Source organism: Streptomyces sp. BE303 (assembly GCF_036290945.1).
In the GTDB taxonomy this organism is placed as follows: Bacteria; Actinomycetota; Actinomycetes; order Streptomycetales; family Streptomycetaceae; genus Kitasatospora.
This window is the reverse complement of sequence record NZ_JAQYWZ010000851.1, coordinates 1-329: the sequence shown is the minus strand read 5'-3', so window position 1 is coordinate 329 and position 329 is coordinate 1. Positions and strand designations below refer to the sequence as shown.

Annotated in this window: 1 pseudogene; it reads left to right on the top strand. The window is 82.7% G+C overall.

The features are described 5' to 3' along the window. Positions 1-329: pseudogene (locus PUR56_RS30110) on the top strand (AAA family ATPase); the annotation flags it as partial.

The following is a 329-nucleotide window of genomic DNA, read 5'->3' as shown; positions in this document are numbered from 1 at the left end:
GCCGGCTCGGTCCGCGACGCCCCGGGTTCGCTGAGCGTCCGTCACGTCGACGGCGCGGCGCGGGTGGAGGCGGTGGTCGCGGCCTGCCGCCGGGCGCTGCTCAACGCGGGCTCGACCCGCCTGATCGCGGCGGAAGCGCACGACCCGCGGCGAGCGCACGCCCGGCCGTCGGCCGGCCGGCCGCACCGCGCCCCGGCCCCCGAGAACCGCGCGGAGGCCCGGCTGTCGCTCGACCCGGCCACGCTGGCCGAGGGACGGGGGGACGGCGACGGGGAGCTCGTCGAGCCGCCCGCGGTGAGCGCCGGCGGGCCGGACGAGCGGACGGGCCG